12 protein-coding genes are annotated in these 23,841 nt (G+C 49.5%); 1 reads left to right on the top strand and 11 read right to left on the bottom strand.

Annotated elements, in window-relative coordinates; all coding sequences use genetic code 11:
- Positions 1-307 precede the first annotated feature (307 nt).
- The 6 genes from HUF13_RS11840 to HUF13_RS11815 form a co-directional block, all read right to left on the bottom strand.
- Positions 308-3,769, bottom strand: a complete 3,462-nt coding sequence (locus HUF13_RS11840) for a glycoside hydrolase family 2 TIM barrel-domain containing protein (protein WP_173475326.1) — start codon at positions 3,767-3,769, stop codon at positions 308-310.
- 253 nt (positions 3,770-4,022) lie between these two features.
- Positions 4,023-6,086, bottom strand: coding sequence for a family 43 glycosylhydrolase (locus HUF13_RS11835; RefSeq protein WP_304039118.1), 2,064 nt, complete (start codon positions 6,084-6,086; stop codon positions 4,023-4,025).
- Between the two features lie 18 nt (positions 6,087-6,104).
- On the bottom strand, positions 6,105-8,705 hold the full coding sequence (locus HUF13_RS11830; protein ID WP_173475324.1) for a carbohydrate-binding protein: 2,601 nt from the start codon (positions 8,703-8,705) through the stop codon (positions 6,105-6,107).
- Positions 8,706-9,061: 356 nt separating this feature from the next.
- On the bottom strand, positions 9,062-10,957 hold the full coding sequence (locus HUF13_RS11825; RefSeq protein ID WP_173475323.1) for a carbohydrate-binding protein: 1,896 nt from the start codon (positions 10,955-10,957) through the stop codon (positions 9,062-9,064).
- 236 nt (positions 10,958-11,193) lie between these two features.
- Positions 11,194-12,642, bottom strand: coding sequence for a carbohydrate binding domain-containing protein (locus tag HUF13_RS11820; protein ID WP_173475322.1), 1,449 nt, complete (start codon positions 12,640-12,642; stop codon positions 11,194-11,196).
- A 268-nt stretch (positions 12,643-12,910) separates the two neighbouring features.
- Positions 12,911-15,211, bottom strand: coding sequence for a family 43 glycosylhydrolase (locus tag HUF13_RS11815; protein ID WP_173475321.1), 2,301 nt, complete (start codon positions 15,209-15,211; stop codon positions 12,911-12,913).
- 316 nt (positions 15,212-15,527) lie between these two features.
- Between HUF13_RS11815 and HUF13_RS11810 the strand changes: the two genes are divergently transcribed.
- Complete coding sequence (locus tag HUF13_RS11810) at positions 15,528-16,997, top strand: PHB depolymerase family esterase (protein ID WP_173475320.1); 1,470 nt, start codon at positions 15,528-15,530, stop codon at positions 16,995-16,997.
- A 392-nt stretch (positions 16,998-17,389) separates the two neighbouring features.
- Here HUF13_RS11810 and HUF13_RS11805 read toward each other — a convergent pair whose 3' ends face one another.
- From HUF13_RS11805 to HUF13_RS11790, 5 genes are all read right to left on the bottom strand, one after another.
- Positions 17,390-19,051, bottom strand: coding sequence for a sialate O-acetylesterase (locus HUF13_RS11805; RefSeq protein ID WP_173475319.1), 1,662 nt, complete (start codon positions 19,049-19,051; stop codon positions 17,390-17,392).
- A gap of 223 nt (positions 19,052-19,274) precedes the next feature.
- A complete protein-coding gene (locus HUF13_RS11800) occupies positions 19,275-20,924 on the bottom strand; it encodes a sialate O-acetylesterase (protein ID WP_173475318.1) in 1,650 nt (549 codons plus the stop codon).
- Between the two features lie 138 nt (positions 20,925-21,062).
- Positions 21,063-23,138, bottom strand: a complete 2,076-nt coding sequence (locus HUF13_RS11795) for a carbohydrate-binding protein (RefSeq protein ID WP_173475317.1) — start codon at positions 23,136-23,138, stop codon at positions 21,063-21,065.
- Between the two features lie 144 nt (positions 23,139-23,282).
- The gene (locus HUF13_RS17375; RefSeq protein WP_290927125.1) at positions 23,283-23,414 is read right to left on the bottom strand and encodes a hypothetical protein; all 132 of its coding nucleotides are present in this window, start codon (positions 23,412-23,414) and stop codon (positions 23,283-23,285) included.
- 27 nt (positions 23,415-23,441) lie between these two features.
- Positions 23,442-23,841, bottom strand: a 400-nt coding sequence (locus HUF13_RS11790) for a hypothetical protein (protein ID WP_173475316.1), incomplete at its 5' end; no start/stop codon positions are given.

Raw genomic sequence — 23,841 nt, 5'->3', positions numbered from 1 at the left:
CTCAGAGTTGACGCTTACGCGTCCGTGGCTGCATTCGGTCATGAGAGTCTGCAAGCAGCCTCCCGCGACACTCATTTTGCACACTTTTGCGAAGGCCGCACGGGCCCCTCCCTGCACCCTCCCCATCCTTGGCCGACGCTTCCATTCTCTCGACGTTTTATTATCATCATTAAATTATTTAATAGTCTTTCTCGCTTACTCCAACATTAATGGATTCTTCGCTTCGCTCAGAATGACGATTGCATAAAAAAGTCATCGCGGGGCCATTTGCAAGCCTCGCGATGACAGTTCTTCAATCGATTATTTTTTACTTCTTGACGGTGATACGGAAGGCTTGGCCACCGTGCTTAGATTTCACCACGTACACGCCGGAGGTTTTGACAACGAGAGATGTCATCGCTTTGAGATCTTCGACACCGCGAGTCGAGAACGAAGCAACCTTCTTGCCCTGAGCATCAAAGACATTGTAGTCCTTGCCTGCAACGACAGCGAGCGGAGCTTTATTCATACCCGGAAGAGCCGTGATATCCTTCTTACCTTCATCGTTCTTATAAATCTTTTCAATTTCATCCGGGCCATACTTTTCCGGAGAAATTTCCTTGTTCCAACCGAAGTTTATGAAGCCGAGGAGAGAGTATTCCGTCGGGTCGTTCAACTGCTTGCGAATCGGAGCAATGCGGAACGTATGAGAGTATTCACGGTTAGCATTCAAGCGGTAGGCAGGCATCGGTTCTGCGCCCCAGGAATTGATACCACCGAGACCCATCTGGTGCAAGTCTACACGGAGAGTGATATCCTTGTCGCGCTTGAGTTCCCACGGGAGCTTCACGTCGGTGAGCTGCTCCGGTGTGTAATGCTGGGCGCTGAATTCGAGACGCGGGTTACCCACAATCATGAGGCCCTTGCCATCCTTGTTCGTGAGCGTCGCCCACTTCACATCGGTGCGCTGGCCAGTTTCACCAATTTCCATGTACATTACGGTCATAGAATCTGCCGTCGTAGAATAGAGACCCATAAAGCTACCGCGATTACGTCCGATGTAGTTTTCATCCGGGCCGCGGCCAAACCAGCGAACCTTTTCGTAACCACCCGGAACCGTGAAGAGTGTACCCACATTCGGGATATAGCTCTTGGTGCCATCCGGATTGAACTTGTAATCCACAACGATATCGCCGCTGCCATAGACATAGTAGGTAAGTCTCATCTTGGAGCTGCCAACATCCGGGAAGCTAAAGTTGAACGTCACCTGAGTTTCTTGAGCAGAAACTTCCTTCACTTCGGAGGTCACGTTGCGTTTTTTACTTGCGCTGCGCCATTCGCCGTGGCCGCGTTCCATGTTGAAGCCCTTGTCGTTATCGGTCGGAGCACGCCAGAAGTTCGGACGGCCGCCATTCTTGATAATCGTATCGCCATCGAGAACATAGCTTGCGAGCGTTCCATTTCTTTCATCGAATGTAATCTTGAAATCGGATCCTTCGATTGTAAGGCCATTGCTCTTATTAACCTTGGTGGCACTCATAGAGCTGATATCAATTTCAGTAGACCAGAGTTGTCCCAAGTCAATGCCAAACTGTTCGTGAGCAACGCTGTGGCCAGCAAATGCCCAAAGTTCATCTTTCTTCAAGCGGAAATCAATATCGAGGAAGTATTCAGCGCCAACCGTCGTCTTGATTTCAGGCATTTTGATAGTCACAGTTTTCTTTTCGTTCGGGCCGATGTTCAACTGAGAACCATCGAGCTTGCCTTCTTCAATAACCTTGCCATTTTCCTTAATTTGCCAGAATGCATCGAGGAAATCACCAAGATTCTTGTAGAGGTAGCGGCTTTCGATTTCAATCTTACCCTTAGCAGCATCTACATTGTGGACGCGGACTTGTGCATATTGATATTTGACTTCCCACATTTCCGGTTGGAGCGCACGATCCGGGAACACTAGGCCGTTAGCACAGAAGTTGTCGTCGTTCTGCCAGTCGCCCCACATACCACCAAATTCAAAGTACGGAGTACCCTTGTGACGGAGACCCTGGTCGATAAAGTCCCAAATGAAACCACCGAAAGCGCGCGGGTTGCTATAGAAGGCATCCATGTATTCTTGCAAGTCACCTACAGAGTTACCCATGGCGTGTTCGTATTCGCACAACATAATCGGTTTGTTGGCATCATTGTAACTAGCAATAGCTTCTGGGCCAAAGTACATCCAGCTGTTCACATCGGCATTGTTCCAGTCGCCTTCGTAATGCACAAAGCGAGTGGAGTCGATTTCATGAGCTCGCTGACGTTCAGAGGCAAATACGTTACCGTTACCGGCTTCGTTACCGAGAGACCAAAGAATAATGGACGGATGGTTCTTGTCACGCTGCACCATGGAATTCAGGCGGTCCACAGCCGGAGCGCGCCAATCATCGCTGTTCTTCGGAAGGTCGTTATTTGCGCCATGGCTTTCAACGTTCGCTTCGTCAATCACGTAAATACCGTACTTATCGCAAAGATCGTACATCATCGGATTGTTCGGATAATGCGACATACGGAGAGCGTTGATATTGAACTGCTTCATGAGAATGATGTCTTTTTCCATGCGTTCGTAAGTGACTGCACGGCCATTATCTGGATCGAGTTCGTGGCGATCAACACCGTGGAATTTCACCGGCATGCCGTTCACGAGCAAACGCGGAGCACCATTCTGTTTCTTGATTTCAATCTTACGGAAACCAATCTTGTTACTTTCGACCTGGAGAATCTTGCCCGAAGCATCCTTAAACGTAAGCACGGCAGAATAGAGGTCCGGCGTTTCTGCAGACCAGCGCTTCGGCGAAGAAAGCGGAAGTTCAAAGTGAACGCTCTTTTCGCCTCTCACACCAATGCCAGAAACCTTCTGAGCAGAGGGCTTAATCACTTCGGCACCGGAAGCATCGTAGAGGGAAAGTTCTACAGTGTATTCACCCGATTCCTTGCCACTTGAATTGTAAATCCAAGCGGTCGTCTTCAAGAGACCATCCTTGTAGCTATTCGTAAGGGTTGCATCAATCTGGAAATCTTGAATGTGTACTTCCGGGACAGCGTAGATATAGACGTCACGCATGATACCGGAAAGGCGGATGAAATCCTGGTCTTCGAGCCAGGAACCGTCGCACCAACGGAACACCTGCACGGAGATGTTATTTTCGCCTTTGCGGAGGTACTTGTTGATATCGAATTCATGACCCGTGAAAGTATCTTCACTGTAGCCAACGTAATTGCCGTTCACCCAAACGTAATAAGCGGATTCAACACCTTCGAAGTGCAAACGGATGCGCTTGCCATCCCACTTTTCGGGAACCGTAAACGTGCGGCGATAATGACCAACCGGATTAAAATCCGTCGGAGCATACGGTGCAGATACGCGGTTATTCTGAGACCACGGATAAATTACGTTCGTGTAAATCGGATGGTCGTAGCCCAAGAGCTGCCACGAACTCGGCACCTTGATTTCATCCCACTTGGACACATCGTAATTATCCTTGTAGAAATCGTTGTTGCGCTGACTCGGTTTTTCGACATGGAAAAATTTCCACTTGCCCGTAAGCGTCTGGTACCATTCCGAAGCGTGACGATCACCCTTCACAGCTTCTTCTACAGTCGTGTACGGCATCGAAGTTACGTGCGGAGTAAGCGTGTTCACGCCAAAAATTCTCGGTTTGCCATTCCATTCGTCGTTGGGTTGAGCAAACAAAGACGTCGCCAAAACCAAACCGGCTGACATTGTCAAAGACAAATTAATTCCGAACTTCATAGAGTCCTCCCGTTCATATTCCTGCATAAAAAAATACCCCAAAAATCGAAACTTTTTTCACCAAAAAAGCAAGGTTCTGTGGACATTTTATCAAGGGTTACAATCCTTTTAAACGTCCGTCGTTATTGCAACCTGGAATGTTTTAATCTGTAACGTTACAACTTTTTCGACAATTATTTCAGCAATAGAAAAAGGCCCGCCAGAGGCGGGCCCAGTGAGGTTAGAAAAATCGCTCAGGATGACACTATTCGTGTCATTTCACGAGAACGCGGAATGTCTTGGAATGGCCAAGGCCGCGAACCATGTACACGCCCGGAACAAAACCTGCAGAGCGGATGGACTTTGCAAGGCTCTGGCCCTTAGCGTCAACGTGTCCAAGGTACTTGCCAGTCATAGTGAACACAGCGTAAGACTTTTCGGCAATCGGGAGTTCCACGCGAGCGTTCTTGATTCCAACTTGATCTTCACAATCGAATCCCATGCAGAACTTGAACCAATCTACGTTTACGAAATTTCCGACGATTTGCATTCTGAGCACATGTTCACCCTTCGGGATTTCCTTTGTCTTGGCTTCAATTGTAGAATAGTGCGACCAATCTTCGCCCTTTTCGGCCTTGATAACATCGGTGATTTCCTCGCCATCGATATAGAACTGGACGCCCACATCGTCAGAAGCTGTTGCCATGTTCACAACGATTGTGTATTCAGATGCAATCTGGTTATCGACCGTGTATTCGACCCATTCGCCGTCTTCGGTGTAGCCGATGGCATAACCCTTAGACTTGTCGGTAGAATCGAGCTGGACAATATCCACTTCGTCTTCGCGATAGGCGCCGCCCTGATTAGCGCGATCGTTATCGTAGAAGGCCTTGTTGTGGCCGCCCTTGTCATAATCTTCGGCCTGGATTTTGCCCGGAATTGCGGAAGCCGTGCCCTTGAACGGTTCCTGCGGAATCTTGGTTGCAGCACTTTCCATGTACCAATAGTCGAAATCAAAACCGCCCTGTTTTACAACAAAGTAGAGATCTTCGACACCGGCTGCATCCGTCAAAGCAAATGTATTTTCTTGCCAGCTGGAGCTCTTCGGCACATCAATCGTTGCAATCGTCGGACCCGTCGTAGAACCGGTATGAACTTCAAGCTTACCGCCATTACCCTTGGTGCAGATGATGATATTTTCGGCACCATCACCCATGTCCACGGAGCGAACTTTCGTATAGAAGTTGTTGCCCATGTTGGTGAGATAAACATTATCGCCCTGCTTTGCCACATGCTTGATGATGGTGTATCCACCGCTCTTGTCCACATTGATGCCACCCACCCAAGACTTGGTTTCGGCTTCAACGCGTTCGAACGGGTCAAGATTCTTGATAGGCTTCACGACACCATTGTCCGTAGATTTGATGGTCGGAATAGAACCATCTGCATTCCAGGTAAATTCTTCAACTGCGGTAGAACGGCTATAGCCACCACCGCTCACATTCTTCTGGTTGTGATAGAAGAAGAAGCTGCGGCCCTTGAAGTCAATGAGGCCGGAGTGGTTCGTGAACGCAGTTCCATTGCCCTGGTCCATGATGATTCCACCCCACTTCCACGGACCCGTCGGAGAATCACTGGTGGAGTACGAAATCTTTTCAGGCACGCCATGAGAAGCGTAAATCATGTAATACTTCTTATCGCGCTTGTGAATCCACGGGCCTTCGGTATAGACGGAGTTTCCGTTCGGTGAAAAACCGCGGCTCATGTCCGTCACCTGAATTTGCCCGTCAAACTCAATCATATTCTCTTTGAGCTTGGCGTAATAGAGCTTCGGGTTGCCCCAATAAAGCCAAGCCTGGCCGTCATCGTCAATCCAAACAGTCGGGTCAATGTAATCCCAGTTCGGACCAGCAAGATGCTGACCATTGCGGGCATCCTTGAACGGACCTTGCGGCTTGTCGGCCACGGCAACGTTGATAGCGCGGCCACCGCGAGTCGATTCGACGGTCACATAGTAATAATACTTGCCATTACGACGGACAACTTGAGCAGCCCAGTCGCCGTTATCTTTTGCGTTGCCGCCAAAGTCTTTATTCGAAAGGATGAGCTCACCCATGTCGGTCCAGTTCACCATATCGGTGGTGCAAGAAACGCGCCAACCGTGCATGGTAAAGAAGGAACCACCTTCGTCGTTACCGGTATAGACGCAGACGGTGTCGCCAAACACAACCGGAGCCGGGTCCGGCGAATAGTACGTTTGGATAATCGGGTTTTCTGCAAGCGCATTGGACGCAAAACCAAGTCCAAACGCGAGAAGTATTTTACTTGTCATTTTCATAAAGCACCCCATTCCTACTTATTTTACTTGCACCATCTTGCCAAAGACTTTGTTCGCACTCTGAACAAAGTAGACACCAGACTTAAAGTTCTTTGCATGCATTTCCTGAAGCACAGAACTCGTCGTCGGCATACCCATCACGCGGAGCGTTCCCAAGCGCTGGCCACGGATATCAAAGACGTTGAGCGTAGAGCTGCGAGAGATATCCATGTTCAAACCATAACGGACACTTGGCTTGATAGAAATGATTTCTTCTTTGCTCTTACCGAACTTGATCCAGTCAATGTTCAAGTAAGCTCCTGTGATAGCCACGCGCAACACATGTTCGCCAGCTTCAATAGCAGTCGTTTTTCCATCGACCGTGCCATATGTATTCCAGTCTTCGCCCTGCGGGGCCACAATCGTATCAGAGATAGCCTTGCCATCCAAGAAGAGCTGGAAGCCAGAGCCTTCGAGACCGGTAGCCACGTTAGCCATGAAAGCGTATTCGCCAGCAGCAGAGACATTCACAGTGTATTCCATCCATTCACCAGCCTGCGTGTAACCCACTGCATAGCCTTTCGTCTTGTCGGTAGAATCGATCTGGACAATGTCCACGCCATCTTCGCGATAGACGCCGCCTTCGTTCACAAAGTCCTTGTCGTTGAAAGAAATGCTCTGGCCACCTTCGTCGTAATTTTCCATTTCGACAATGCCCGGAATCGTCATATTTTCGACAAACGGAGCCTGCGGAACCACGTTGGAAAAATCCGGAAGCGGGATTGTCGCGATGCGGTCACCAATGTTCTTGAATTCGCCCTGGAGGCCTGCAGCTTCGGCAACAGAAGCGATGTAGCCATTGTTATTCTTTTCAGTATACTGACCCGGAGCGTTACGGCCAACACCACTCGGAGCATTCTTGTAAGAGTTGTTTTCAACAGTAAAGCCACTGGAACCTTCATCGAGGTAAATCGGAAGAACCCAATAGTCAGCCCAATCAGATCCACCGTAATCGTGGAGGTAGTTTTCCTTGATTTCGCTGCCCGTACCCTGGTTACTCAAAGTGTAAATCGGACCAGAATCGCAAAGCAAGCGGGAAATGTGGTGGATGTTGTTCTTATTGATGTGGTTGTTCGTCATAGCTGTTTGTTTAGTCGTCCAGCCATAACCCACAGAAATACCGGAATAGTTTGTATAAGACACTTCGTTGTTTTCAATCACGACATAGCGCGGATAACCAGCGGCAATACCCACAGCGCCCTGATGTTCGTTCGTCACGTTCGTAATGAGGTTGTAACGGAGCGTATCGCGAGTGCTGATTTCGTCCTTATCGGTCGGATTGTACGGAATGTGGATTTCGGTCAAGGAGTCCTGAGAGAACTTGCCGAGCATAATGCCGTTTGCTCCAAGTTCGTAGAACACGTTGCCTTCGACAAGGTCGTCGTTCGTGCCTGAAACCATATCAAGACCGGTTGCAGCCATCTGCGTGAAGGTGCAATTCTTAATCTTCATGTGGTGAGCGTTTTCGATGCGGAAGCCTGCATCCGGACGCCAGAGGAGGAACTTGTTACTGCCGAGGCGGCCATTTTCTTCCATGACTTCGATGTTGAACATACCGGCCTGCAAATCCAAGAATCCTTCTTCGCTCGGGCGCAAATAGTTTGTATGTGCAAAGGTAATACCTTCAAAAGACATGTAACCAACTTTGTTCTTAGTATCCTTACCGAGGATGCTGAAGAGCGTATTGACGCGCGGTGCAACCACATTAGCCGTACCCATCGCTTCGCCTTCACGAGCCTTGTAGTAAAGCGTGTTGGTCGATTCGTCGAGGTACCATTCACCCGGCTGGTCGATAAATTCGTATGCGTTTTCGAGGTAGTAAACCTGCTGCTTCGGCGGATTACTCATGAATGCGGTACCGAGCATCGGGTACTTGCGGCGGAAAAGTTTGCTTCTTTCAGGATCCTGCGGCTCGAACTTATAGACACCGCCCTGTTGCGTAATCTTATCAAGACGCAAGATGCTTTCGGCCCATGCAATCATCAAGTGGATTTCGACTTTCTTGGGATTCTTCCAGTCAGTCGATTTAATATCATTGCCATTCAAGAGGAACGCAGAACCAGTGGAGTCCACCTTGTTCAAGCGGAAGAAGTTGTGGTCGCCATTATCCTTGAGGTTCGGCATACGGGCGCGAATTGCCTTCTTGCCGTTCACGTAAAGCTGGCGGAAACGAGCATCGACACCTTCGACCTTCCAGATGTTATTCTTTTCATCGTGAATGGTCCAGCCAGACATCGGGATACCGCCCGTGACAAGCGGAGTTTCGTTCGGATAGGCTTTATAGCGCACATAATGACCATCCTTACCGCCATCGGCTTCGGTAAAGTTCACCGTTGCGGGGAGCTGGTAAGTACCACCACGGAGAATAACGGAAATATCGCCGGTCATCGTGCCGTTGATAGCGCGCACAGCCTTTTGTGCCTGCGTAATCGTCTTGAAGGGAGCCTCTTCGGTACCCTTGTTGGAATCGCTACCATTCGGAGCGACATAGAATGTAGCCTGATCAGCAGCGGTTGCAATAGTTGCACCCAAGAAGAGCGCAGAAATCGCAGCCATTTGACTTAATGTTTTGAAGCTCATAATACCTAACCTCACGTTAAAAACCATACACCTTGGGTTTTCCCTAACAACACTTTAAAATTATTCTTGAAAAAGGCTTTTTTCTATGCGCAGCATCAAGATAGCGTGGACTGTTTATCCATGGATAGTAGGAAGTAGGAAGCAGGCGGTAGGAAGTTGGAAGTAGACAGAACTTAGAGCTTAGTTACTAAGCGGCTTCAACGCAGTTACTCGTTAATAGTTACTAATTAATGTTTTTTTGCTTTCGGCGTCAAAAAGATACGGCGACAAAAGCACAAAATGCCTCGCGGGAAAGCGAGGCATTTTGAATGCGTGTGAGGAGAAATTTTGCGAAAGGGTGAAGCCACCCTAGTCTTTTATTTCGCGATGTTCACGCGATGAATTTGATTACCCTTGACGGCGCGCATCATGTACGTGCCACGTGCATAGCCAGCGTTTTCAAGCGCCTGCACCATGCTAGCGCCATTCAATTCTACACGGCCAAGATGCTTTCCTGTCGCACTAAATACGTTGTACGAATTCTCGGATTCGAGCGAAGTCAGGCGAGTTTTAGCAAGCCCCACTTTTTCATCAACGAACTCGATCCAGTCAATGTCCATCCAATCGCCGGTAACCGTGAAGCGGAGAATGTGTTCGCCCTCGGTCAAGTCCACCTTGGCTTCAACCGTATTGTATTCGTCATAGTTGTCTTCGCCGGAGGTCGCCTGCGGAACAGAAATTTCTTCAGTGATGTCCTTGCCATCCATGGAAAGCTTGAAGCTAGAAGTGCTGTTGGCAGAGGCAACGGAAGCATTCATCGTGTAAGCTCCCGTCTTGGCAACTTTCACGGTGTATTCCAGCCATTCGCCGGCCTGGTTGTAGCCTACGATAACGCCAGTAGCCTTCTCGTACAAATCGACGCCCGTACCCTTGCGGTAGTCAGAGTCACCGTGGTTTTCGGTATCACTTTCGTTGTAAGTGGTGTTGCCCTCACCCACGCCGTTGATGTCGAAGTCTTCCATTTCAATCTTGCCCGGAATGGCGAGAGCCTTGCCCTTGAACGGTTCGCGCGGAACAGGCTTGAGAATCAAGCGGAGCAGAGCAGAACCGTGAGCCGGGAGTTCAATAGAGACATGGGAAACCGGACCCAGATCTTTCTTTTTCCAAGCGTCGCGAACTTCCACTTCGCCTTCTACGCCAATGTCAGCAAAGTTACATTCAACTGTCTGGGTAGAGCCGTTGTTATTGAGGAGCGCCACAGCAATGTCGCCATTCTTCAAAGGCTTGGTCCAAACCTGCTTGCCTTGCTTATCGGAAATGCGGTGGCCCTGAACGCCCAAGGAATCCTGGTTAATAGCAATCATGTCCTTGTTCAGATAAAGTTCCTTGGTCTCGTTGCTCATGTTGCGCACGTCGGAACTGATCATGATAGGAGCCGCCATGATGGACCACATCGTCATCTGGGAGCGCTGTTCTTCGTAAGAGAGGCCCCTGTTGCCGACTTCAAGCATGTCCGGGTCGTTCCAGTGGCCGGGCTTTGCAATTTGCCAATACTTGTTGTTGGCATCGATAATTTCATAGACGCCGCGGTACCACGAAGTGGAAATCCATTCGGGGCCGATATCGAAAGTGGTGCGCCAGAGGTTAGCGATTTTGGGCATCCAGTCCTTGTATTCCCACATGCAAATACTGAACACGATGTCGCGTCCGGAATTGCGGAGAGCCTTGGACATGGCGGTATAATCTTTTTCCTGGGTATTCGGGTCAGAATCGCAGTTGTCGTACTTCCAGTAGTCCACACCCCATTCGGCGAGTTTCTTGGCGTCCTGTTCTTCGTGACCGTTGGAACCACTCTGGCTATCCCACTTGCTGTTGTAATGGTGGCAGGTACGTTTGCCGCGGTCACCGTAAAGACCGAACTTCAGGCCTTTTTTATGCACGTAATCGGCAATGGCCTTCATGCCGCTGGGGAAAGTCTTCGGGTTGTTCTGGAGGTTGCCCTGGGCATCGCGCTTGGTATCCATCCAGTTGTCATCGAGGTTCAGGAAGACGTAGCCCGCATCTCTCAAACCCGAAGAGACCATGGCATCGGCGATTTCCTGAATCTGCTTTTCGTTGATGTTTTCGTGGAAAACGTTCCAGCTGTTCCATCCCAGCGGTGGCGTAAGCACCAAAGTATCGGCACTAGCAAAAGCCGATCCCACCAAACTCGTTAAAGCCAAAGTTGCCAACACCCCAAGTTTGCAACCGTTTTTTTTCATCAAACCAAACATAGGCACTCCTGTTCCTAGGTACTAACTATACCCCAAAACTAAAGATATCCCCTAAAAAACGAATTATTTCAATACGCCTTAACAATTCCCTTGACATATTATCCATGATGGATATTAGTTGGCAGAGCTTAGTTAGTTGGCAGAACTTAGAACTTAGAGCTTAGTTATTGGGAAAAGCCCCAAAAAAAGAGAGCCCCCTTTTCAGGGGACTGCTCTTGATTAGAGAGAGAACGAAACTATTTTTTGCGACGCAAGATGTAGACGCCCTTGCCAAAGCCTGCATTTTTCACCGTCTTTTGCATGTTCGGCACATCGTTTTCGATGATTTCGACAAAGCCGAGGCGCTTGCCCGTGAGGCTATAGACGTTATACTTGCCAGCGGCAGTTGCAAAGCGGAGAGATGGCGTAAGCGCAATTGTCCCCTGATCGGGTTCCGCAATTTTCTTGAGTTTCACGTTATCGAGCGTGAGCGTGCCCGTCGAGGCGCCCGCATTAAAGCTCAAGCGGGAATCCTTGTCGGTGGCAGCAGTCATCTGGAACTGGAAGGAATACGTTTTGGATTCCTTGCCGATTTCAAAATTCTGCTTTTCGGTGAGGTAGCTCGCCCACGGATCGGTATGCTGTTCCACATTCACTTCGAGCGTGCGGTTTGCTCCGGCGCTGGCGTCAAAGCTCACTTCGTACCATTGGCCTTTTTCGAGGTGCAAATCGTGCTGGATAACCTGCACTTGGTAATTTTCCGTACCAATTGCAGAAATGTCGAGCTCATACTTGCCATTTTTCACGTCACCTGTGGCAGCGGCGCTGCCGTGAGTCTGCAAAGTCCAAGCGACATCTGTGGAATCGAAACCGCCGTTAAAAATGCTGTCGCGGTCGGTCGGCACCTGAATCGGTGGCGTAATGCTAGAACCGTCGAGCGAATAATTCTTGACAAAGTTCCAGATTTCTACACTCGTGTTGACGCTCGCTTCGTCCATGGAATACCAGTGTCCCTTGCCTGCAATGGTAAGCAAACGGACTTCGACATTGTCCTTGCAGCCGCTCCAGACTTCAAGAGAGGCGGCAGAGCCCGACTTGTGTGCAGGATACGGCTTTGTGACTTTGGAACTTGAAGAACATTTTTGCGCAGAAACCCAACCCTTGAGGGTATTCACGGTGCTGTTGTAATTCACCACGTCATCGGTCGTGCCATGCGTATGCATAATCGGCATGGCGCGCTTGGGCGAGTTTACCCCACCGCCACCGGAAACCGGAGCAATCGCTGCAATTTGGTCGCCCATTTTGTTCGCCACATGGTAGCTCATCATGCCACCCATCGAGAAGCCCGAAACATAAACGCGATTCTTGTCGATGCCGTACTTGTTATACATTTCGTTGATGATGGCCTTGATGAAATTGAGATCCTTGTCGCCGGAAATATCCCAAGCCTTATTTTGACCGTTCGGAAACACGACCACAAAGCGGGCCGTATCGGCAATCGGCTCCCACTTGGCAGCGTTCTGCTGATACGGAGCATCCTGATTCATGCCGTGCATCTGGATGATAAGCGGACGATTTTTTTCAATGTTTCTCGGCGCATAAACATTCATGGTACGGTTCGTGCCGTTTACATTAATGTTGTCTGCAAAGGCGAAACTTGCCAAGAACGCTACAGTCGCCAAACCGACGGACAGTTTACCAAACATACCTACTCCTTTAGAAAGTACCCCTATTCACCTAAATAGAAGATACTTCTGGAGTGAGGCTATATCACGCGGAGAGCGTTATTTTTCGTTGCGATTTGTCAATGATATTGATTAGTAGACAGTAGGAAGTGGATACAACGCGAACGAAAGAGGGTGTTAAGAAGGGTGTGGTTACAAAACACAAAAACGGCTTGGACATACCCGCAGGAAAGCAAGCTTTCCGCGGGTGCATCCAAGCCTCGGGTGTGTTTGGAGGAATTAGAATAAATTACTTAGTGACAGAGATGCGGTGGGAGAGGCCGGTGGTGAGGGACTTGACGACATACACGCCACTTTCCTTCACGAGCGAGCTAACCTTAGAACGAACGTCGAAAGAGTTCGACGCATCGACACGGCCGACAAACGAACCGTTGAGGCTGTAAACGCCATACGTTCTGGAGGCATCCATGCCGTAGCGCACATTGCCAATCTTTACCGTCTTGCATTCGCCAAGACAGAATTCGAGCCAATCTACGTTGACGTTGTTACCAACAATTTCCACTTTAAGAGCGTGTTCGCCTTTTTCGATTTCCTTTGTCTGAACAGAAACTTCGCTATAAGTGGACCAATCGCTTTCGCCATTCTGCTTAGCAATAATTTCATCCGTCACAGCCTTGCCATCGATGTAAAGCTTGACGCCGGCATTCTCGGAAGGTGTCGCCATGTTCACCTTTACTTCGTAAGTGCCCGTTTCGGCAACATTCACTGTATAGCGCAACCATTCACCTTCACCGGTGTAGCCAATGGCGTAGCCCTTGGACTTGTCAGTGGAATCAAGTTGCACAATGTCCACGGATTCTTCGCGGTAGGCCTTGCCCTGATTGTCGCCGTCCTTGTCGTAGTAGGCGCGGTTCGGTTTACCGACATCGTAATTTTCGGCTTCAACCTTGCCTGGAATCTTGGCTGCAACATCGCCATACGGTGTCGGCGGAGTCGTATCCTGAGCCGCATCCAGATAAATTTCGTCCTTGTAGTCGGTACCGACCTTGAACCAGTCGAAGTCTGCATAACCGCCGGCAGTCTTTGTCGCAAAGTTGAAGAGTCCCCAGCGTACCCCCACGAACATGTGAAGGTCATAATTCAGCTTGACATCGTTGCCAATTTTTGTCCAAGTATTGCCATCGGTGCTGTAGTAGAAATATGCAGTGCCGCGGTCAATGGGCAAGTCGAAATCGATTCGCAAGTAAACCTTGGAGTCCGAAAGATTTTCGCTTTTGACAAGACTCTCGCGATCCTTGTTTCCGCTGTACATCACTACCTTGTAGCTGCCACCGTCTTTTGCAAGAGCGACAAAGCCCTTGTCATCTTGCAATGCAACGAGGCCAGCCATGTCGCCATCCTTCATGCCCTTGCCATCCACAAGCGTGCGGCCAGAACTCTTGGGGCCAAAGGAACGCTGCGTGAGCGTGTTCTTCGCGTTGACAATGCGGCTATCGGTGCGGCCCGTGGTAATGCGCAAGAATCCCGGATTCGCCGTCAAAGACCAATTCTTGTTATCCGGGTTGTGGTTCCACTGCCATTCCAGCGGAAGCACGTCGGAATCAAAGTCATCGGAAGTCACCATGCCATAGCCAGGAAGCGGGGATTCCGGCAAATCAATCGTCGCGGGGGCCTTGGAACCACTCGTGGGCACTGGCCAGCCGTCCTTCCATTCCATCGGAACTAGGTGCGACATACGTCCAACCGGGCCTGAATCGCGGAACAACAATGCATACCACTTGCCATCCGGCGTATCGAAGATGCCACCCTGCGCAACACCGTTATCGGACAAGAAATATCTTCCGCTAAATCCGGAGAGAAGGTTCTTGGAACGATAGACAATTTCGCTACGGCTCTTGCCAGCCGGCCAAGAAATCGTAAAGAGGTAGTATTCGCCGTTCACCTTTTCCATGTGCGAGCCTTCCTGCTGCACATAATAGTTATTGGTGCCGGTCACTTGGTTCACACTCACGCCGCCAACCTTACCGCTCTTGCCACCGGCCTTTACGCCGCTCGCATCGTCGTTCAGCTGCACGTAGCTAATCTGGTCGCCCGAGCCATAGAACACCCAAACCGTGCCGTCATCGTCAAAGAACAGCGACGGATCGTGATAGAACGGGAGCTGCACTTCGGACCACGGGCCATTTTCGACATCGGCGGTTTTGTAAAGGTGCGTCCTGTTCGTCGTGTAAGACGGCGTCAAGACGTAGAAAAAACCCTTGTGGTAGCGGATGCTCGATGCCCACGAACCCTTGCCGTAAGCATCCTGACCGCCATTCAAACTGATATTGTTGCCATTAGAAAGAGTCTGATAAGCATACCCCACCGTGCGCCACTGGGCCAAATCGGTGCTCTTGAAAACAGGCACGCCCGGCGCAAAATGCATCGTGGTCGTCACCATATAATAGGCATCATCGACACGGACAATCGAGGGGTCCGGGCTATCGACATACATAATCGGGTTATTGACCGTCACGGCAAAACTATTCACAACAGCTGCCGCTAAAACCGTAAAAGCGGCTGTTTTTGCCATTTTACTAAACAATCCCATAAACGACTCCTTTCCAACCAAGAATGGACTTATCTATAACCCTAATTTACCCCGTTTATAGGCCTAAATTGCAGCAATATTCCCCCTTTTCATGGATTTTTTATCAACAGCCTAGTTTTCTTTTTTTTACAGAGCACGTGACATTTCTCAATTTTCACAACGCTTTATAATTTTTCACAACAAATTTCTATTTAAAAAAAAATGATTACTTCTATATTTTGAGCGTATCAGGCTTAGCATTTTATCTTGGGATAGGCTGGCTTGGGTGCAAAACTGGTTTGGAAAAAATTTTAACAACAAAAGGAGTCGTACGACCATGTCCAAATTCATGGCATTAACCGGAACAGTAGCGTTGTTCAGCACGCTTACTTTCGCATGGAGCATCAGTGGTGTTGTTCAATCCGACAAGGGCGAGCCTCTTTCTGATGTAAAAATCAGCTCATTCAACTACGCTGGTGTCGAAACAACCTCTATTGAAGGCGGAAAATTCAGTCTCGCCTATGAACAGACTGCAAACAATGGCATTCAGGCCATCCAGACCGCCGTCACATTCAAAAACAATGTGATTACCATCGCAAACATCAAGGCTCAGACTATCACAGTGTCTGTCATGGATGCACTCGGTAAGGTCGCCTTCTCCAGGACGCAACACTACGTCAACGAAACATTAAGTTTTGACTTGAACAAGACGACAGCAAAGGGCGCCAAGTACCTCCGCATCAACGTTGATGGAAACCGCAGCACCTACCAGCTCGGCAAGGTCGTAACACTTCTCAAGGACGATGGTCCGCTTCCGGCTATTATGTTCGCCAAGGAAGGCTACCAGAACACGACCTACAACATGACAAAGTTCACCGAAACCAATGTCAACGTCACCATGAAGGCCGGCGGCACGGAACCTTCCAGTTCCTCCAGCAAAAAGGTTGAACAGTCTTCCAGCTCTGAAAAGCCGGTTGCATCCTCCAGCAGCAAGATTGAAGAAATCATCGACTGCTCCGGCAAGGCTTACCAGTCCGGCAACCACAACATGAGCGTGACTGTCGATGGCAAGAAGCGCACCTTCATCATGCACGTGCCGAGCGCCTACAAGGGCGACAAGCCGGTACCTCTCGTTGTGGACTACCATCCGGTTATGGGTTCTGGCTCCAACCAGCTCAACGGCACGACCTACAAGGCTCAGACAGACCCTGAAGGCGTTATCTCTCTGTACCCCGATGGCACGAAGTCTGCTGACTCCAGAAAGATGGGTCCGGGCTGGAACGTTGGTCCTTGCTGCTCCGACGATGACGACGTGAAGTTCTCTCGCGAAATGATCGCCGCAGTCGAAGAAAAGGTCTGCATCGACAAGAAGCGCGTTTATGCAACCGGATTCTCAATGGGTGGCGGTATGAGTAACCATGTGGCATGCTTCATGTCTGATGTGTACGCCGCAGTTGCTCCGGCAGGTATGGACTTGAACACCACAAACAGCGCCAAGTGCAATCCTGAACGTCCGATTTCTATCATCATGTTCCGTGGCACGTCCGACCCCGTCTGCAAATACCAAGGTGGCGATAGCGGCTATGGCGACGGCCTGAACTTCCTTGGTGCCGAAAGGAACTTCCAGTTCTGGGCCCAAAAGAACGGTTGCGAAGGCTCTCCGTCTAAGAACAGCAATGGTTGCCAAGAATACTCCAAGTGCAAGGACGGCACGAAGGTTGTGCTCTGCACCAAGCAGGGTGGTGGCCACGAACAGGGCGACGGCAAGATTGGCTGGCCGTTCCTGAAGCAGTTCACACTCCCGTAATGAATTTGATTTCATAATTCATCCTATACTACACTAGATCGCTCTGGAAACATCCAGAGCGATTTTTTTATGCAAAGAAAGCAACTATATAACGAATCCCGTTGCAATTGTAATAAGAAATTTCAGATGAAGCAAAGCCCAACCTCCTTGCGGATGACCGGGGCCGCGACATTGACGTTTCGCTTCAAGACTAATGGTCGATACGAAAAGAGCCCTGGGTTCACCAGGGCTCTGAGGGAGTCACACTAATTTTTTTGCAGACTAGGCCAGCGTAAAGATCCACCGCCCACTGCATTCTGCCAACTGCCAGCCAGGCTTACCCGTACATGATGCCAAGGGCAACTGCGACGACAAAGAAGAAAGCAATTTGCTTTACGATAACCAACTCGTTCTTATTCATGTATTACCACCTTCTTGGTTAAAGATTTACTTCCGTTTTTGCGGACAAAGAACACGCCCTTTGACTGCTTACGGAGTTTTGCGTTTTCCCTCACGAGGTTCATGGCGTCATCCATGCCCTTGGCGGTAAACGATCCAAGTTTAATGCCTTGCATATCGAACACGCTAAAGCTGCTTTCGGCTTCGGTCATGTCAAAGCGCACATTCTTGATTCCGATAGGCGGCTGGGAGCTGATTTCCTTGAATTCAATATAGTCGATATCAATCCAGTCATTCGTGATTTCGATTTTCAGTTCATGTTCGCCCTTGGTGAGCGTTGCCTTGCCACCATCTACCGTCGTAAATTCATCAAAGCCCTTACCTTCGTTAACGATTTCCGTACCGATTTTCTTGTCATCGATGTAAAGAACAAAGCTGCCTGTTCCGTTTTCACCAGAGACATTAGCTGAAATTCCGTATTCGCCATCAGCTTCCACATTCACGGTGTACTTGAGCCATTCACCCTTTTGGTTATGCCCCACAGTTATACCCATATTCGGCTGGTAAATATCGACGTCATCCTTACGGAGCTTGCCGCCTTCGTTACCCTTGCTTTCGTCATGGTAAGCGACTTCGGCACCACCCTTGTTGTAGTTTTCGGCCTGTACCTTGCCCGGAATGGCAATGGCTTCGGTGTACGGGCCATATTCCTCAGGCGGTTCATCCGGAACCGTAGACTGGCTCGGGTCCACCAAGTTCACGGCAGGAGCATTGGGGTCAATTGTCTTGTCGATAAGCTTGAGCATTTCGGAGCAGTAACGGCGGCCAAGTTCAATCACGCCGGCGCGGCCAAAGTGGTACGGGTCCTTGCCGTTACCCAGCAAACCCTTAGAAGAGGCCAAACCGAACTTCTTGAAATTATTCTTGAGTTCGCGAATACCGCCGTTCTTGCTGCCGCAGCAGTTATTGCCTTCCTGGAGAAGTTCGCCAGCCACGAACGGGACTTCGTTTTCGTCCAAGTCGAGAGCGTCAATAATGTCCTTGTAAGTCTTATAAACCGTTTTGCGCCAGTTGGCATCGGTACCGTCACTTTCGCCCTGATGGAAGATGAAGCCCTTGATAACGCCCACTTCCTTAGCCTTCTTGGCGAGTTCCAAGATGCGTCCCGGAGGATTGTTATCGTAATCCTTGGGCCAGCCCCAGTTCATAATGTCCTTGCCATCACCTCTGAAATACGCCTCGTACTGATCCTTGTCAAAAGCGCGGATGCTCACGGCACCGATAGCGACCGGAATGATACCCACGGTCACGCCCGGCAAGGAATCGACCATCGCGCGGCCAAAGTAGTCTGCCGGCGAGAGGTTTTCAAAAGCATGGAACATCGGCGGAATTGCCGGGTACCATTCACCAGTCTTAATGGACTGATTCGTCTTGCCGCTACGTTGGCTCGCATTTGCCGTGTGCGAAGCGAGCATGATAAAGTTCTTGGGAGCTTCGGCCTGGTCCTCGGAAGGGACGATATCGCCGTTACCCGCCATGTTGGACTGTCCGTAGGCAATGTAAATGTGGAAGTTCGGGTTCGGGGCAGCATTTGCACTTGTAAGCCCAAACAGAGAAAGGCCAGCCGCAGCACCTGCAACCGCCATCAATTTTTTTAAAGATTTTTCAACACCCATAATTTTTTCCTTAATCCAAATTTTTCACCATTCAAAAACTATCCTAAAAAGAGTGTTTTGTTTCAATTATGGGCTCCATATATTATGGACGTTTTGTCAACGGAGGGGAGTTACTAGTTACTAGAACTTAGTTTTTAAGCAAAAATCCCCGCACAGAGGCGGGGAAGCTAATTTTAACCTAGAAACATTTAATTGCGACAAAGTCGCCTAGCGCCAACGACGCTTACTCGCGCACAACCACTTTTTTGGCCATATGCGTTGCACCATCCTTACGGACGAAGAACACGCCCTTAGAGTACTTGCGGAGTTTGGCATCGGTCTTGACGAGAGCAACTGCATGTTCCATGCCCTTGGCGGTAAACGAACCAAGCTTAATGCCCTGCATATCGAACACGCTAAAGAGGCTTTCGGTATCGGTCAAATTCAAGCGAATGTTCTTTATTCCGTTAGTATCGTCAACCTTCTTGAACTCGACATAGTCGATATCGATCCAGTCATTGGCAATTTCAAGTTTCAATTCATGTTCGCCAGCCTTCAAAGTAGCCTTGCCGCCGCTCACTTCGGAGAACGTGTCAAAGCCCTTGCCTTCGTTTACAATTTCATCACCAATCTGCTTATCGTCCACATAAAGCTTAAAGCTACCGGAGCCGTTTTCACCAGCCACAAGGGCAGAAATTTCATATTCGCCATCGGCTTCCACCTTCACGGTGTACTTGAGCCATTCGCCCTTCTGGCAGTGACCTACAACAATACCCATGTTCGGCTGGTAAATATCAACATCGTCCTTGCGGAACTTGTTGCCTTCGTTGCCTTTACTCAAATCGTAATAGGCCTTGTCGGCTCCGCCCTTGTTGTAGTTTTCAGCTTCAATAGTGCCAGGAATACTTGCGGGAGCATCGCCATAGGGGCCATATTCCTCGGGAGGTTCGTCGGGAACCACAGACTTGCTGGGGTCAACCAGGTCGACAGCCGGAGCATCCGGATCGATAGTCTTGTCGATAAGCTTGAGCATTTCGGAGCAGTAGCGCTTGCCCAGTTCAATCACGCCCGCGCGGCCAAAGTGGTAAGGGTCCCTGCCGTTACCCTGCAAACCCTTGGAAGAGGCCAGACCGAACTTTTTGAACTTGCTTTTAAGCTGGGCAATACCGGCATTCTTGCCGCCGCAGCAGTTGTTGCCTTCCTGGAGCAATTCGCCTGCCACAAAGGCCACTTCGTTTTCGTCCAGTTCAAGAGCATTTACAATGTCCTTGTAGGTCTTATAGACATTATTCTGCCATTCCGAGCCAGATCCATCGGTTTCGCCCTGGTGGAAAATAAATCCCTTGATGACGCCTACTTCCTTAGCCTTCTTGCCCAAGTCCACAATTCTCTGATAGGGATTGGAATCATAGTCCTTTGCCCAGTTCTTGATATAACTTTCAGCAGAATTGAAGTAAGCTTTGTACTGATCCTTGTCAAAAGCCTTGATAGCTACAGCACCGATAGCCACAGGGATAATACCCACGGTCACACCCGGCAAGGAATCCACCATCGCGCGGCCAAAATAGTCCGCCGGGGAGAGATTCTCGGTAGGATGGAACATTGGGGGAATCGCCGGATACCATTCGCCCACCTTGATAGACTGGGTCGTTTTGCCACTACGCTGGTTCGCATTTGCGTTGTGCGAAGCCAACATGAGGAAATTCTTGGGATCCTTGGCCTGGTCCTCTGCAGGGACGATATCGCCATTCCCCGCCATGTTAGACTGACCATATGCGATATAAATATGGAAGTTCGGATTCGGAGCTGCATTAGATCCAGAAACCGCGAACAGAGAAAAGCCAGCCGCAACGCCAGCGACAGCCATCAGTTTTTTAAGATTTTCCACACTCATTTTTACCCCTTATTCCAATCAGTTACTTTTTAAAAATATCCTATTATTTCTTATTTATCTGCAAATTTTTTTTGTCAAACCAACACTCCTAAAAAAACGAGAGCCAATTGCTTGGCCCCCGCTTTAGGAATATGAAAACTATTTAACGACTGAAACGCGGAAGGATTTGGCGGATTTCAACGATTTCACGAAGTAAACGCCATTCTGATGCACCACGTTCTTGGTCATGCGCTGGACATCAGCCTTAGTCACGGCTTCAAACTTACCCACCAACACGCCGTTCATATCAAACACGCTGTAATTTTCAGCCTCGGTCGGCATGCGGAAATCGACACCGCGCAAACCAATCGTCTTATCGTCCGGATCGGCAGCATCCTTGCCCTTTGCAAAGTTGAAGTAGTCGATATCGAACCAGGAACCCGTTACCGTCATGCGGAGGATATGTTCGCCAGCCGGGAGTTTTACATTGGCCTTGACCTTGGTGAATTCGTCAAAGCTTGAGCCCGAAAGAGCGACATTTTCGACAAGCGTTTCGCCATCCAAGGAAAGCGAGAAACCTGACGTCGAATTGCTCGTTGCGACAGAAGCAAACATGGTATAATCACCAGCTTCCTTCACGTTCACGGAGTATTCAAGCCATTCGCCTTCCTCGTTGTAGCCCACAACGTAGCCCGTTGCCTTCTTGTAAATGTCAACGCCAGTGCCTTCGCGGAAATTCGTTTCGCCACGGTCTTCGGAATCATTTTCGTAGTAGGACTTGTTAGCCTTGCCCGTACCCGGAATGTCGAAGTTTTCAGCTTCAATCTTGCCCGGGATTTCAGCGACCTTGCCGCCAAACGGTTCACGAGGAGTCGGTTCAGATGGAGTGCCCACACCAACGAGCGTCACGATGCAATCCTTGTTGTTCGAATTCCCAGCATCCATTGAAATCGTCACGGAACCGTTCTTGACCTCGACTTCGCCTTCGTACTTGGCGTTCTTTGCTTCGCTAGTGGTGTACACGTGGAACGACTGGACATCGGCGCCCTGCACCTTCACGGTTACACTCTTGGAATTTTTATAATCGCGGTTCACAAGCACCACGATCACGGAGTCACCATCGGCACTCTTGTAAGCACTTGCAAAAACTTCCTTCTCGGGGTTTGCTGTAGCGCCCACGCGAACAGCACCTGGACGGACAAATCGAGCGAACTGCGAAAGCACGTAACCGCGCTTAGAAATCTTGCCTATTTCATTCTGCGGAATCTGGAGCTTGTTTCCAAAATCCTTTTCCATGATGAGGCCGTAGCAACGACGGATGTACCACCAAGTGTACTGATTAAAGTTACCCACGACCATGGCGCGGTGGATTTCGTAACCCACGTCCATAGCGTTCACGGTGTCGCGCTTGTTGGCATTCGCCTGGTCACCGGTATTGCGGATGGTACGCCAGTCGTTACCGCTTCCCTGGCTTTCGGTGTAGTGTTCCGTCATCCAGCGCTCGACCTTTTTCTGGTCGGCAAGGCTATACTGGAAGAAGTTGTCACCAGTCCTTCTGTCGCTGGCGTAGAAGTGCGCCCCAAGAATATCCCAGTTCTTGAGGGCATTGGCATCGTTCAAGACTTTGTTGTAAAGATTCTTGTCGTAGCGGAAGGATTCTGTCGAAATCACCTTCACGCCGTTCTTGCGCATCTTATCGGCGTAGCCCTTGGTGAAGTTGTAAATTTCGTCGGCACTCCAGCAAGCCCATTCACCGCACCAGTCCGGTTCGTTACTGATGGAGATGGCGTACAAGGGAACGCCCTGGTTCTTCATGTAATCGTTAAAGCTATTCAGGTGGTCCACATACTTCTGATAGTTCGAAGAAGACATGTGCTGGTTAGCGCCCGCATACGGAGACGTCCACGGAGTTGCATACAAAATAAAATCATCGCCGGCATACTTTTTGGCATACTTTGCGGCGTTCACTTCCTTGTTGAAGGAGTTGCTATTTGCATACACCGGAATACGAAGCGTATTGAGACCAATCGTGCCATCGCCCGTTCCAAAAGCAATTTTCGCATCAGCTTCGGAAAGGCCGCCACCACCCTGCCATTCGTTGTGGACCATGCCACCAAAACCGCGAATAACTTGGTGTTCTTCGGTCACGTCAACGTTCACAGTAGAAGCAAGCGCCGGAATAGCCAAAGCTAAACCAAAAGCGGCAACATTCAAAACATTACCCAAACTCTTCATTGTCTGTCTCCCATTTAAAATCAAACCCCTGCACTAAAGTGCTGCAATTTAAATTTATACCTCCCCCGCGCGCTTCTCGCAAAAACGGGAAAATTTTCCATTTGGTTTGGAGGCTTTTTGGAGGCAATCTTGTTAGATTGGCGTCTAAATCAATTCACCGCCAGTCGGTAAAGGATCCAACGACGAGGCTTCCAACAGCTGACCCTGATGCTTGAGTTCAACCACTCTCACTGTAGGGGTTGAGTATTCTTTTTTATGTTCGGTTTCGTTTTTCATATTTACCAACTCGTATTGTTAAATGTTTTACTTTTTCAGATACACGCCCTTAGCCATGCGGCCTGCGTCGCGGACATGACGGCCCTTCAGGTCGTAGGTACGCTTTGTGCGGTTCAGGCGGATTTCTCCGGTACGGCTGTTGAACTGGCCAATAACCGTCGTCTGTTCCTCGCCATCCTTTTTGCGGTCAACGATAACAATGTTCATCACATCCGGAATGTCGTTGTCGATAGATGCAGTCTGGCGCAAGCCATAGGCTCCCTTGACCGATTGCGGTACCGGCTTTTTATAGATATAGCCGCGGAACGGCTTGATGAAGGCGCCTTCGCCCACCTTGACAAACTGGCCAATCGAGATATCTGTAGCGGATGAACCCGCAAAGCCATAGGCCGCGGCCTTGGCTGTTCCCTCGATTTCTGGATCGGTA

This window comes from Fibrobacter succinogenes, from assembly GCF_902779965.1.
Lineage (GTDB): Bacteria > Fibrobacterota > Fibrobacteria > Fibrobacterales > Fibrobacteraceae > Fibrobacter > Fibrobacter succinogenes_F.
Note: the sequence above shows the minus strand (reverse complement) of the source record. Positions and strands in the feature narration are given on the sequence as shown.